Below are 13,362 nucleotides of genomic sequence, written 5' to 3'. Positions count from 1 at the left end.
TGCTCTTTTTTCAATTAAGCGTAGTGTGCTATAACTCCTACAGGGCTACAATAATCTAGTGCAGGAATGTGATAAAGTGTTTTTCCATTATATATAATTGAGGATTTAACATCGTCTGGATTATCATATACCCTAGTAACATAATTATCATTCCAAGTTGTATTGTTATTTGGACATGTTGAATGCAATGTTTTATTTGTACTTGGTTGTTCTAATTCAGCTGCTGATGCAGCTATTCCACCTGAAAGCATAATTCCTGTTGCTAACGTTCCTACTAGCAATTTCTTAAACATAAAAAACATCCCCTTTTTGTTTAGAATAGAATTACAATTAAAGGATACCTTAATTGCCGCAAAAAATGTAAATATATAGAAAATTTAGAAATATTTTATTGAATATTCAGTTTTTGATAAAATATTTCTCTTTTCACTTTCTATAGAAGAGTGAAAAGTTTAGCAAGGAAATAGGTAGTATTTTTGAGTAAACAGCACTCACACCTAAAAACAAGGAGGACTTAAAAATTCTCATTTATAACAGTATTTTTTGATAATATATTGTATTATTTTATTTAGATTGCCAGTAAGAGTATGGAAAAGAATAAAAATATTAGGAGGTTTATTTATGAAAAGAAAATTAGTATTATCTATTGTTTTTTCAAGTGCTTTAGTATTATCAATCGGATTTGTAAAAGATTTTCAAGGTATAAAGGTATTTGCACAAACTGATGGAGATCAATACAAAAATGTTACTAAAAAAGAACAAGATCAAAGAGAAAATGCAATAGCAGAAGAGAAAGATGTTATCACTGTTATAACAGCAGAAGAACAAGATATGGTGGAAAATGGGTCAGTTCAAGAAGGATTTGTTCCACAAGCAAATGGGACAGGGTTCTATTTTGAAAAATCCCCCCAAAATTAAGTTCATTATGGGGTCTCGCCAGCATTTCGGAAAAAAACAGATTAAGCAAAACTAGAATAAGCCGTCCATATGGACGGCTTATTACATAAAATTCGTTATAGGAATAGAAAAAAGATCTTCTAATCGAAGATCTTTTTTGTTCTTTGTTTAGTTAATTTAAAAAAGTAATTGGATGATGTAATTATAAAATAACCCTATAAAAATTATACAACTTAGCGTAAAAACAGTGCTCCAAAGAAATACAAAATATTTTTTTCTCACCATTATGTAACAATAAAGGCTTAAAAAAGCGAAAATCATGAATAAGAAGATTAATCCAACCATTAGCCAACCACCTAAACTGTGTTGATAAAGAAAAAACTCGGCCTTTATTAATAAACTAATAAATAAAAATATGGCTAAAATAAAGGCAACTATAAGTAAATTAATCATCCTCAGATGGACTTTTTTAATAGATAACTTATTTTGTAACTGTTTATCTGATTTGATCAAGTAATCTAAGCTAACATTATACAGGTCACTTATTTGTACAAGGGTAGTAATGTCAGGCACTGATTTATTATTTTCCCATTTAGAAACGGCCTGTGCTGTTACATGTAGTATTTCTGCTATTTGTTGTTGCGAATAATTGTTTTTCTTTCGAAGTTCTTTTAACTTGCTTCCTAATTCCATTTGTTGGTCCCCCTTTACTTCAAAATATAAATGAAGCTTGGAAGATAAGCACGATAATGTTGGTTGTTTTTAGTAAACTAAGATATAAACTGTCAGTTGAGTAGCTTTATATGGCAAAATGGTACTATAATTGGGTAAGATTTCAAGGTGTCAGATGAATATTAATTCATAGAAAGTTAACATAACGTCTCATTATCGGTAGCAATTTTTTTCATAGAATCCTTGTGTTATAAGGGATTCTTTTTTTGTCTGGTGATCCTTGTATACAGGATTTTATACATTGTTGATGTAGCGGGGATTCGGAAGATCTCAGCTCTTCTTTTTTGTATAAAATCTTGTATATAGAAAAAAGATTTTGAAACAAGTGATACGTGAATTATTAAGGAAAAGGGTATATCATTGCTATAGCGAATATATTTTTCGAGGTGAAATGCTATGAAGACGCTATATAGTCCTAGTGATGTGGCAGAGCAATTAGGTATCCAATCTAGCACATTACGTAAGTATGCTGATGTGTTGGAAAAAGAGGGTTATACTTTCATCAAAAATGAACGTGGGCATAGGAAGTATAGAGAAAGTGATGTAATAGTGTTTCGTAAGGTTATAAACCTAAAGAGCGACACAGATATGACATTAGAAAATGCTACAAAGCAAATAGTATCATGGTATCAAGGTGTTGAAGTATTGCCATTAGAGCGACATAAAGTTGAGCGCTATGAAGAACCTGATTTCAACGCTACATCGCTACAGGTGATGATTCAAGAGCAAAAAGAAGTTATTGAAAAGCAGAATGAATTACTCCAGGGATTAACTAAACGATTAACAGAGCAAGATCAGCGATTTGCACAACGAGAATTGGAATTATTAAGTGCTATACAATCGATACAGGATTCGCAGAAGTTTATAGCGACGAATTCTAGCGAAGATATAGCGAAGAACCAGGGGCGTGATGAAATACTCATGCAAATGATTAGAGAAGTCCAAGAAGTTAAGAAAATGATTGCGGCAAACAAGGCTAAGAAATGGTATGAATTTTGGAAGTAGAGATTGAATTTTTTTGTGTTTTTCACTGTAAAAGTTACTTGATCATGAGGGATATTCTCATGATCAAGTAATAATAAAATACAAAGATAGGGAAATTTATGGAGAGAACAAATTAAATTAGGTTAATGATTAATTTTGTATAGATATATATTTCATATATATATAAAATTATATTGTGTATTTTATAATTAATTAATATTTTATAGTTTTACAGTTTTTAAATGTAAGCGAATAAAAATGTGTTAGATTTAAAGATTGTATTAGGGTGAAATATAGGAGGAATAATGTAAGTGTCTATTGAGAATTGGCTTCTTTTATTGTCTATAATTTTTTGTATTGTAGCTTTTTCTGTTATTTTTATAAATAAACAAAAACAAGAAATTGCTGGTTGGCGTTTTATGCTTATGGTTTTATTTGCATTTTTAATTTTAAGTGTCTTAGGATTTGATGTTTTAGCGAGGAATAATTATTCTTTTGATACTATTAGAAATATTACTACATTTTTATCTGTTGTAATTGCTGTAGTCTCACTTGTTACTACTGTATATTTTACTAATAGAACTTCAAAAACTAATAGAGAAAATAAAAATTCAGATTTTCTTATGTCTTTAATGAAAAATCATTATGAGCTTTTAAATTCCAAACATGAACATATAGATAAATTGATAGTTCAATTAGAAGATCAATTTATTGGAAAGGCTTATATAATTGATAAGTCTGTAGAAAAATTTAAATGTCATTTGATTATTCATTCTAATGAGGGCTTAAATTTAAAAATTTCAACATTACAGGCTAATATTGATTCGATTAAGGGGAATAAAGATAATTTAAATAATGATTTGAAAAAGTTAAGAAAAATAATAGATGATGATAATGATGAGGCGATTATAAGACTTTTTATTTCATATTATCTAAATAAAGATGAATATAAAGATACTTTTTTGAAGTTATCTAAAACATACATTAATAAATCTTTTTCTAAAGAATTTATAGATTTATTGAAAATAGATGATGGTTTCTTTAAAATGCTTGATAAATTTTTAAGTCATAATAAAGATATAATGGATGAATTAGATTATGATAGTATTTGTTCAATTTGTAGTAATATTTTTGATGATGCATATAAGGATGTTGGTCATTTCTTCAGGAATTCTTATAGAGTTTTAAAAGAGATAAATAAACTTTATAAAGCGGATTTAGATAGTAAAAATAATTACCAGGGGATTTTAAGGTCACAATATGGTGAAAATGTTATATTAGCTATTTATTATAATTCGGCTTTTACTAATAAAGGTTTAGGGTATGCTAATGAATTATTAGCATCAGACTTTTTTGGGAGTAATAATGATTTACAGTTAGATGATCCTATTCATTTTAGAAAAGAAAATTTATTTTTTGATAAACGAGATTTGGGATTAATGAAGAAATTATTTATATCTGATGTTCCTAAAAAAACTTATGAGAATTTGGATGATTTACAAAAAGCGATAAAGAATGCTTTTGATTATTCTTAATGTTTTTTACTTATTTTGATATTTTTATAACTTTGCATATCTTTTCTAGATATGTTATATTTAATACATAAAATACACAAAAAAAGGTCTAAAGAATTTAATTTTTGAGTAATACTATGAATACACAGTTGAATTGAGGTGTGAGATACCTGGCTAACTAAATCTCTTTGAGGTGTGGGAGACCTGGCTAACTAAATCCCTTTGAGGTGTGGGAGACCTGGCTAACTAAATCCTTTCATCTGTGTACGGTTTTCAATAAAAAAGTAGAAAAAGATACCGATTTTCGGTATCTTTTTTTTGTTTATTTAAAATTAAGGAATAGTTTTTTTTATAAATGGTTTTGTTAGATGTGAAATAAATCTAGTATATTATCCTTTTCCTCTTTATTGATTCCGATGTATTTTAGAGTGTTTTTTGGTGTACTATGATTGAGTATTTCTTGTAACATAGCTACATTTTTTGTTTGTTTATAGAACCAATAACCGAAGGTTTTTCGCATGGTGTGAGTACCAATGGATTCTACACCGGCAAAATCTCCGGCTTTTTGCAATTGTCGATAAGCCTGGATCTTACTAATGGATTGATTTCCTTTTCGGGAAGGGAATAACCAGGTACTTTCTAGTGTTTGGCCATAAGAGTATACTTCATCAAAAATAGAAGTAAGGTTAATCATGCGCTCTTTTTTTGTTTTTCCCTCTTTAATTTTGAATTCTTTTCTCTTTTTACGTTTTAAATTTATTATGGTTTGTGTTTCAATTTGGAGTAGATCGCTGACACGTAACCCAGTATGGATCCCAATAAGGAAGAGAATATAGTCTCGTTCGGAACAATGACGTTTAAGAGCCCATTTCATATCTTCGATCTGTTCTTTGCTACGGATAGGTTGGACATCAATGAGATGTGGTTTTTTGTTCATGGATTTTCGACCTCTTTATTTACAGTGTTTTGAATGTATACTTTTGTTATATAAATTGAGGATATCAGGAGAAATGGCTGAAAGTCAATGTTTAAGGGAAAATGAATGTAAACTAATATTTAAAAGTTTACTTTCACTTTTGGATGAAAAATAAAAAGAACTTGTAGATATACTATAAGTTCTTTTTATTTTTATTATAAATTTTCTTTTATGTTATCAAGATTTGTCATTTGGGAAAAACGTAAAGATGGATGTATTATTACACAAATACCTAGAAGTATTGTTAACACTCCTGATCCTAAGATTATTGTTGATGCTCCTAAAAATTCTGCAAGCATTCCACTAAAATAGACTCCAATAGGAAAGCCTAATCCACCTATTAATCCAATGACACCTAAGACTCTTCCTCTTTTATCATTAGGTATAAGAATTTGTTGAATAGTTGGCGAAATAATATTGTAAGGAGCATAGACGATACCGCCAATAAACATTAACGTATATATCATATAAATATTAGAAAAATATACAAAGAAAGTGGGTGTAATACCCCATAAAATAATAATAAGTCCAAGTGCATAAGAATAAATAAACGTCCTTTTAATTTTAACCCATAATAAAGATCCTAAAAATGCCCCTATTGCAAAGGCTGTCCACATAAATCCTAAAGATTCTGGTCCAGTAAGTAATATATCTTTAACATATATAGGTAGCATAGTTTCAAATGGTGAATAAGTTAGATTAAAGAAAAAAGTAATAAAAGCAATAAATAAAACAGGTTTGAATTTTAATAAAAATGTCATTCCTTCTTTGGTATCAAAGAAAAATTTACGCATTCTATTATCAGTAGATAAAACATTTGTTTTTTGATGATTTTGAGATTGATAACTTTCTGTAGGAATGAGAGAGTATAAAAATGCAGCTATAAAGAAACAAAGAACATTAAAAAATAAAGTCATCGGTTCTCCAAATAAAGCTACACTAAAACCTCCGATAGATGGGCCGATTAAATAACCAAATTGAGATGTCATAGAAACGATTGCATTAGCTGATTCTAATTGATTTTTATTTACAAGAGAAGGTAATATTGTTCGACTTCCAATGTTAGTAAAGGAAGATAGCATTCCATTAATAGAAACTACTACTACAATACTCCATAAATCTAAAGCATCAATCCAAAATAAAATTGGTATTAATGATAAAATTAAACCTCTTATAATATTTTCAATTACAATAATATTTTTTCTGTTATAAGAATCTAAAATTCCACCAGCTATAATACTAGCAATTAATGGGGAAATAGTGGATGCTGATATTACTATTCCAACTGAAAGTGCAGATCCAGTTATTTGATATACAAACCAGCTTAATGCTACCCAAGATAATTTTTTGCCTAAGTCTAATATAGTTGTAGCAATAATAAAATATTGAAATTCCTTATTTTGTAATAAACTCGAATGATTTTTCACCACTTTTCACCCCAATTATTAATTAATAACTATTTATAATTAAATTTAATATTTTTTAATTATGAAGCCCTTAATAATTAAAAAATTATTAAGGGCTTCTTTTATTTAAACCTTTATTTTTTTCCTGTAGTAAATAAAAAGATTTGTGTTTGTAAATCAGGAAATCCTTCATTATCATAGATTACTTTTCTTTCTTCCCAATAATGTTTTAATACTTTAGTGTGTTTTTCTATTTCTTCTTGTGTTAATCCACCAAGTATTAATTTTTCGTATTCTTGTTTATAATATTCAGTTCCTTTAGTGTAACTTGCAATTTTATCATCTAAATAATCAATTTCCATTGGTTCATATGGAGGTAAAGGTTCTGGTTGTGTATATGAAGAAAATTTAATATTTTTTAATCCTTTATCCCAAAACATTTTAGGTATTTGAGGAGCAATAATTAAATTTCTTCTTCTAGATTTATCTGGGTTTTTAAAAGCAGCTAATATTAGAGCTTCTTTTAATTTTTGATATGAATTTCTTAATTGGAAATCATCTGTACCATATAAAAATGTTGAAAAATCTAATTGGAAAGATCCTAGAATACCTCCAGGTTTTGTAACATCTATTAATTCTTGAAGAGCTAAAAGTTCAGTTTCTTTATCAGGAAAATATGATAGAACACCATCATCTAAAACAAAGTCAAATTTTTGACCATTTACATGTTGTTTTAAGTTTAAAATATCTCCTTGAATAAATTTGATATTTTTCAAGCCAAGTTCTTCATTTATTCTTTCACCCGCTTCAATTGCAGAATCACTTAGCTCAATCCCTGTAATGTCTACTGTAGGCAAAAATATAGAAATTAATCTACTTAAAGCTCCTACACCACAACCCGCAATTAAAATTTTAGAATTTTCATTTATTCCAGAATGAGGTATAAGAGTGTTTTTAATGAAATCTTTATCCCAGAAGGTACTTTCATACCATAATAAATCTTTGGTTGAAACTAAAGGGGTACATGTTGAGACTTGTTTAACCTTTGTACTCATTGTAATCTCCTTCTTTTTTAGTATATTGCTTTATTAGTAATAGGTTGTCCTAAAGCTTTTCTTAATTTATGAATAGGAATATTTTTTACACATCTAATCCCCATTTCATTATGTCTACAATAAGCAGCATCTCTACCCCTATAAGAAGGATAGAGCAGACCTGGTAAAGAACTAAAAGATCCACCTTTTAATACTGCACTTGTGTGATGTTGATCTTTCGAAAATTGTCTACCTATACCTGGACTGAAATATCTTCTTGTTGACCAGTCACTACTAGTCCATTCCCAGTGATTTCCGACCATACCTACTACACCATATGGACTCATAGAAGATGGATTCTCGAAACATGATGCATTTTCAACTAAAACTTCAGGGTATTCATCAGAAACAGTTAATAATTCACGACGCCATTCTTGTAAACTAGAAATTTCTTTTCCTAAAAGTTTATTAGCCCAATTACATGAATTAGAATTAAAATCATCACCCCATGGCCAAACATTTCCATTTTCACCACGAGCTGCTTTTTCCCATTGGAATTCACTTGGAAGTTCTTTGCCTTTCCATCTTGAATAAGCAAATGCATCATACCAATCAATACCAGTAAGTGGATGTTGATCTTTAAATCTAGGATCCCAGAATGTATTTCTTGTATGATCTTTATCTTCAGGTTCATTTACATGACAGAAAATGTGACCATTGTTTTGTATATCTTTAACAAATTCATCATATTCTTGGTTAGTCGTTGGATATTTATCAATAAAAAATGGAGGTAACCATACTTTTTTATTTGGGACTGAATCTAACCAATCAAATGACTTTTCCGGAACTTGTTCTTGTTTTATTCCATATGTAAAGAAACCACCAGGAATTAAAATCATACCTTCTTCCTGAGTTTTTAAAAATTCTTCTAAGATTTCATTTGGTATATTTTCTTTGAAATCATAATGATCTAATAGTTTTCCATTTTGACTAAAATGATTTTCAAGTATAGTAAGTTCTTCAGGATCTTCTGTACCTAAAATATCAGTCATGGATTTAAGTGCTTTTGCTGCACCAAATCCTACAGGTTTTTCACCAAAGTTAATTCTATGATTCGCATTCCCTATGATACCTTTTACTGAATATAAACCAAGTTCTATTTTTTCTTGTCCACATATTTCTATTGCTTTAAAACAAACTAAATCATCAGGATCTCTTGTTAATTTAATCATTGTTTCTATAGCTGATTGATTAGGTAACCATGTTTTAACTAAATCTACTAATACAGATCTAACTAGAGAATTAGGATAGGCTAGTGCCATACCAAAAATGTGTTCAGCTGCAACTGGATGTTTAATATTTTTTAAAGGAGCTAATACTTTATTTTCTAAGAATGTTTTCAATTCATAACGTGGAATAGAATTAATAGAATCAATATCTAATATATTTTCAATATCCATAAGGATCTCAATATCTTTTTCATATACTTCTTTATGAGATAAGTCATTTTTTAATAACATTTTATACCATCCTTTACGAAAAAATACAAAGGAATGACAATTTAATTTGTCATTCCTTTGTGTTTTTTACCATTGTTTGTCATTAGTGTAGCGAACAAGAATTTTTGATAATTTTTTACGCCAATTGTTTTTCATTATTATTCCTCCTTTACAACATAATGGATAACACTATCACATAATATAACGATTAGAAATTTTTGGCAAGTTATTTTTTGAAAATTTATAATAGATTAAAGAAAAAATAAATTCTTTCTATTTGGAGCTATAATTTTTTTGGGGCTTTTTTGTTTGGTAAATAAAAAAAGAGACCTAGATATCTAAGTCTCTTTTTTATTTTTGAGTTATAAAAAAAAAAGCCAATCGTGATATAATTGAATTGTCGAGAAACAACTATAACGAGAGGCTTTTTTATTTGTTGGTTTTAAAAATATCTTATTACATAATACCATAAAGAAAAGTCTCTTTGCTAGTTGTAAATACTAGTAACAAGGAGAAAAGTTATGACAAATAGTATCAATTTAGAACAGGCTGAAAAAAATGCAAGATTGAGAGATATTGAGAATTCGAAGATCTTGTCAGAAGAAGAGATGTACATAGCGAATGAGCTTCAGGCAAAAGCCAGTTCAAGGGGAATGAAATTAGTTCCTGAAAGAAAAATAAAAAATAAAGCAAAATTTGTTCAAATCATTCAACAAAATATCCAATATTTATTTGAAATTGATTATTTAACAAATGCTGAAAAAGTATTTTTATTAGATATTTCAATGTGTGTAGGGTTTTTAAGTAATTGTTTAGTTAGTGATATTAATTCAAAAGAACAAATCCCATTAACTCAGCGAGAATTAGCTAAAAAAATTGGAAGATATGAAACTAAGGTGAGTCCATTAGTTAGAAAGTTAATTGATAAAGGTATTATAGCTCGTTCAGAGAGTGGTGTTGATGATAATAATGTTAGAGCATATGCATTATTTATAAATCCTCACATCATGTTTTCAGGGAATAGAGATGAAGTTAATCCAACACTTAAAGCAATGTTTAGAAAGGTTCCAAAACAACTTAAAAATTTACCTATTAAATTATTTTAAGTCTACTTATTAAAGTAGTCTTTTTTTATTGATTTCGTACTTACCAAAAACGGTAAGTTTACTTACCAAAAACGGTAAGTACGAAAAATCCTGAAACCCTTGATATTACTGGGTATTTTGTACTTTAGTATACTTGTCCCTTCTTACTCTATATAGAAATAGCTAAAAGTTCCGCAAGGAACAGGTAGTATTTTTAAGCAAACTTCGCTTAAAAATCTCCACCTTTGTTAGAAAAAGTCGCCTCGTCAATCCTCGGCTAAAGTCGAAGACTTTTCTTTTTTCTAACATCCTTGCGGAACTTTTTTTGGCTCGTTTGCTTCCATCGCCAAGCCGATAAACTCAAAAGTGGGATTTAGGCATATCGGCTTGAGCTACTCATTATACGAGCCAAACCGCTTGATTTAACGTTCCCTAATTAGTTTTTACTCTATCTTTAGATACGCAATACGTGGGGGCTCCCCACACCCCGGCCAGCCTCAACCTCAAAAGTAGGGAGAAGACCAAAAAACACTTACGATAAGTAAGTGTTTACTGTGGGAGTGGTTTCTCTCGCTGTGATTCATAGGAATCGTTGAAATTTAAACGTCTAAATAGATTTGTACTCCGGATTTTAATATTTGTTGGATCAATCATAGATTGCCATGGTTGTAAGTTCTTTTTATTTTCTCTAAGCTTAGTAATTCTACTAATAACATTGTTTAATTCACGTTCATGATCTTGGTTCATCACAATAAAGGTAAAGCTTGTTATCACTGTTGGGAAGCAAATCTTTAATAAAAATTCAATATGATAGATATCAGAGATTAGGTTATTAATTGTGATATAAGATGTTCCTGGTATTGGGATAATATTTGCTACGATTCGTAAAGATTCTTTTTGATCATTAATAAGTAATTTAAGAGAACAACGTGTAGTAAGGATTTTAAAGAGTTCATCGATAAATGTAATGAGTACATGAAGTTGAGTTTCAGGTGTCTCTTCATTGATTAACCATAATCCTCTATTTTCTTGTTTTGTCTTTATGAGAAAGTCTGTTACAAATTCCATATCAAGATTTTTAGGTATCTTGTTGTTTGGGAAGTATTCTCCAAAGTAACGTGTATCTTTTTCTTGTATTGGACTAATTGGGAAAAAGGGTTCTGTATGTAACAGATAATAATGCTCGTGAGAGCAAAGTAATGCGATTAATAATATTGGGTCTGTATATTGTTTATTTAATTCTAGATAGTCTTCCATACGAGTAAAGTGGCGGAAGAGTACATTCTCTCCTGGTGCAATTGGTAGCACCTTTTTTTCTTGGCCAAAATAATAGTAAGCTCGATAAGATAAATAAATATATTCTGCACCATAAAAGGATTTAGAACCAATTAACAGTTTATCTTCTAACTCTTTTAATTTGGCATAACCAAGTGTTCTAGATTTATTCTTTTTTCCTTTTTGGTAGCCAAATAGGTCTAAGAATTGTGATTTTAACATGTAGGGTTGATGATGAAGCATAAATGTAAATAGATTATGATAATGTTTCATGATGAATAAATGTAATTCATCACTTAATTTTTTCTTATGTGGATCTTCTTGAATGTCATGTAAGTTTAAGATGTAAGGTGCATTAGTATTATTCATAATTTCATGTACTGTATAAAAAGTAGGTGGAACGATAAATGTTGGTTGTGTTGCCATGTTTTTTCCTCCTATAGTTGTTCATATCCGGATAAAAATGTTTTCGCAAATTCTTGTTTTTGTTGGATATCAATCTCTTTATAGTTACGTGTTGTTACCTCTATAGCAATGTAACCGCTATGCGCTTCACTATAGACGGCTCCATCGGGCGTTGGTTGGAATTTTCCTTGCGGATGGGACTCTACTATTCTTTTTTTGAAATCGTCGTATCTGGGGTCTTTCTGGGCCTCTGAATGCAATTGTTTTTCTGTTTTCCATGTTTCTCTTATTTCTTTTGGTAGAGAGATGTATTTTTCAGAGAGACGAATATCATGTTTGGCGTTATTTATACCGGTTTTATATTGATATTCTTTTCCCTCTTTCCTAAACTTTTCTATCCCTTTTTCTCCTAAAACAATTTTTCCTGTGCGTTCTTCTAAATATCCACTATGACAAAGTTTTTTTAGACGATCTCCTTTGATGTTATATTCTCTTTCCATTTGTTCTCTGGTAGCTGTTCCAGTTTTCCAAAGCATATCCATGCCTTCGATTTCTTTTGTTTTTAGAATCCTTATATGTTTTCGTGGCGCGGCCATAGGGATGCCTCCTGTCTTTGCTATATTTGTGTATTAATTTATTTGGGAGGACATAGCGAAGCTATGTATTCTTCGTTATGAATTGTGTGTAAATGTAGACATGTGGACATTTACACATTTACACATGATTCGTTTGTATTAAATAAACATTATTAAACAAATGTTTATTTAATTTCATTCAAAATGTGATGCGAAGCATGACACTTTGATCAAACAAATAAAAATGCCGAATGGCGATTTTATTTGTCTTTTTCTAAGAAGCGTGAGCTGATTTAGAAAAAGAATCTGGACAGATGCGAAGCATTCTGGCCAGGAAGTCCCGCAGGGCAAAATCCGCCTGAAGACCATTCACTCGGCTTGCCGAGCTTGTTTTTGGTTCAAGCGAAGCGCGAAGCAAAAATGAATGCGTCTGACCGCAGGCATGGAAAAGCGTCAGCTTTTATCATGCCAAGGCAGGCGGATTTTGCCCTGCTTGAGTCTCGTCGGATGAAAGACGGCGGGACGATCCGTGAAATGCTCTTGAACTTCCTGATTTGACGCCGTCAAGGCGAATAAATCAGGCTCCCCGTAGGGGAGAATATGTACTTGATTCTATGTGATATCACATAGAATCTGATTTAACTATATTATACAATATATTAATTTAGATATGAGAGATTTTGTAGTAGGAATACATGGGAGAATAACTAGAGGAGAGTTTATCACTGAGTCCGTAACGTTTATGCCGCGAAAGTCACTTGACCATGAGGGGCACCCTCATGCAAACTCACCAGAGGTGGCCCCAGAAGGGCGGTTTTTGCCCGCTGGGGTTATCTTTGGGAGTTTGAGGGTGTAGAGGCTCGTGGTCAAGTGAATCGTGGAATAAAAAGTGTAGGACGGGATCGTTAGATGTACAGGTTTGTCTATATACATCTGAAGTTGGCTATGTGTATTAGCTATCGCTTAATTGAAAAAAGAGC

At 30.4% G+C, this 13,362-nt stretch carries 12 protein-coding genes; 4 read left to right on the top strand and 8 right to left on the bottom strand.

Going from position 1 to position 13,362, the window contains the following annotated elements:
- Positions 1-14: 14 nt before the first annotated feature.
- Positions 15-293, bottom strand: a complete 279-nt coding sequence (locus tag DT250_RS30740; RefSeq protein ID WP_149214329.1) for a hypothetical protein — start codon at positions 291-293, stop codon at positions 15-17.
- A 328-nt stretch (positions 294-621) separates the two neighbouring features.
- Here DT250_RS30740 and DT250_RS30735 point away from each other — a divergent pair, with 328 nt between their 5' ends.
- Complete coding sequence (locus DT250_RS30735; RefSeq protein ID WP_149214328.1) at positions 622-918, top strand: hypothetical protein; 297 nt, start codon at positions 622-624, stop codon at positions 916-918.
- Between the two features lie 156 nt (positions 919-1,074).
- Here the strand turns inward: DT250_RS30735 and DT250_RS30730 are convergent, their stop codons facing one another.
- The gene (locus DT250_RS30730; protein WP_149214327.1) at positions 1,075-1,590 is read right to left on the bottom strand and encodes a helix-turn-helix domain-containing protein; all 516 of its coding nucleotides are present in this window, start codon (positions 1,588-1,590) and stop codon (positions 1,075-1,077) included.
- Between the two features lie 435 nt (positions 1,591-2,025).
- Here DT250_RS30730 and DT250_RS30725 point away from each other — a divergent pair, with 435 nt between their 5' ends.
- Together DT250_RS30725 and DT250_RS30720 are read left to right on the top strand one after the other, a co-directional pair.
- Positions 2,026-2,634: a DUF3967 domain-containing protein gene (locus DT250_RS30725; protein ID WP_097925488.1), complete on the top strand. Its 609-nt coding sequence runs from the start codon at positions 2,026-2,028 to the stop codon at positions 2,632-2,634.
- A 290-nt stretch (positions 2,635-2,924) separates the two neighbouring features.
- On the top strand, positions 2,925-4,148 hold the full coding sequence (locus tag DT250_RS30720) for a putative phage abortive infection protein (protein WP_097925490.1): 1,224 nt from the start codon (positions 2,925-2,927) through the stop codon (positions 4,146-4,148).
- Positions 4,149-4,491: 343 nt separating this feature from the next.
- On the opposite strand, the gene DT250_RS30715 is transcribed toward DT250_RS30720, so the two are convergent.
- From DT250_RS30715 to DT250_RS30700, 4 genes are all read right to left on the bottom strand, one after another.
- Positions 4,492-5,064, bottom strand: coding sequence for a tyrosine-type recombinase/integrase (locus DT250_RS30715; RefSeq protein ID WP_149214326.1), 573 nt, complete (start codon positions 5,062-5,064; stop codon positions 4,492-4,494).
- A 194-nt stretch (positions 5,065-5,258) separates the two neighbouring features.
- The gene (locus tag DT250_RS30710; RefSeq protein ID WP_176547820.1) at positions 5,259-6,530 is read right to left on the bottom strand and encodes an MFS transporter; all 1,272 of its coding nucleotides are present in this window, start codon (positions 6,528-6,530) and stop codon (positions 5,259-5,261) included.
- 113 nt (positions 6,531-6,643) lie between these two features.
- Complete coding sequence (locus DT250_RS30705; protein WP_149214325.1) at positions 6,644-7,564, bottom strand: class I SAM-dependent methyltransferase; 921 nt, start codon at positions 7,562-7,564, stop codon at positions 6,644-6,646.
- 17 nt (positions 7,565-7,581) lie between these two features.
- The gene (locus DT250_RS30700) at positions 7,582-9,063 is read right to left on the bottom strand and encodes a formylglycine-generating enzyme family protein (RefSeq protein WP_149214324.1); all 1,482 of its coding nucleotides are present in this window, start codon (positions 9,061-9,063) and stop codon (positions 7,582-7,584) included.
- A 500-nt stretch (positions 9,064-9,563) separates the two neighbouring features.
- Here DT250_RS30700 and DT250_RS30695 point away from each other — a divergent pair, with 500 nt between their 5' ends.
- The gene (locus DT250_RS30695) at positions 9,564-10,148 is read left to right on the top strand and encodes a MarR family transcriptional regulator (protein ID WP_149214323.1); all 585 of its coding nucleotides are present in this window, start codon (positions 9,564-9,566) and stop codon (positions 10,146-10,148) included.
- A 528-nt stretch (positions 10,149-10,676) separates the two neighbouring features.
- Here DT250_RS30695 and DT250_RS30690 read toward each other — a convergent pair.
- Both DT250_RS30690 and DT250_RS30685 read right to left on the bottom strand, forming a co-directional pair.
- Positions 10,677-11,828: a hypothetical protein gene (locus tag DT250_RS30690; RefSeq protein WP_149214322.1), complete on the bottom strand. Its 1,152-nt coding sequence runs from the start codon at positions 11,826-11,828 to the stop codon at positions 10,677-10,679.
- A gap of 11 nt (positions 11,829-11,839) precedes the next feature.
- The gene (locus DT250_RS30685) at positions 11,840-12,403 is read right to left on the bottom strand and encodes a hypothetical protein (RefSeq protein ID WP_098321853.1); all 564 of its coding nucleotides are present in this window, start codon (positions 12,401-12,403) and stop codon (positions 11,840-11,842) included.
- Positions 12,404-13,362: the final 959 nt, after the last annotated feature.

The organism is Bacillus sp. AR2-1 (assembly GCF_008368755.1).
In the GTDB taxonomy this organism is placed as follows: domain Bacteria; phylum Bacillota; class Bacilli; order Bacillales; family Bacillaceae_G; genus Bacillus_A; species Bacillus_A wiedmannii.
The sequence above is the reverse complement of the archived record's forward strand: the minus strand, read 5'-3'. Positions and strand labels throughout refer to the sequence as shown.